The 389-nt window shown below is 59.6% G+C and carries 1 protein-coding gene; it reads left to right on the top strand.

Going from position 1 to position 389, the window contains the following annotated elements:
- The coding region (locus tag ACW9IR_RS29700) for a secretin N-terminal domain-containing protein (RefSeq protein WP_457466179.1) at positions 1 to 389 on the top strand (389 nt) is incomplete at both ends.

The following is a 389-nucleotide window of genomic DNA, read 5'->3' as shown; positions in this document are numbered from 1 at the left end:
ATCGACCAGCAATAGCAGCGGCAGTACCGGTGGCAGTTACGCACAAGGCAGTGGCAGCACCAGTAGCAGCGGTAATCAGGCGAGCGAACAGAACGTCGCCTTCAGCGCCGGCGGCGTGACCATTCAGGCTGACGCCACCACCAACACCTTGCTGATTTCTGCGCCGGAGCCGTTGTATCGCAACTTGCGCGAGGTGATCGATCTGCTCGACCAGCGTCGTGCGCAAGTGGTGATCGAAAGTTTGATCGTCGAAGTCGGCGAGGACGATGCCAGTGAGTTTGGTGTGCAATGGCAGACGGGCAATCTCGGCGGCAATGGCGTGATCGGTGGCGCAAATCTGGGTGGTTCGGGACTCAACACCAACGGCAAAACCAGCATCGACGTGCTGC

The sequence above is a fragment of the Pseudomonas sp. SDT291_1_S447 genome, assembly GCF_054070155.1.
Note: the sequence above shows the minus strand (reverse complement) of the source record. Positions and strands in the feature narration are given on the sequence as shown.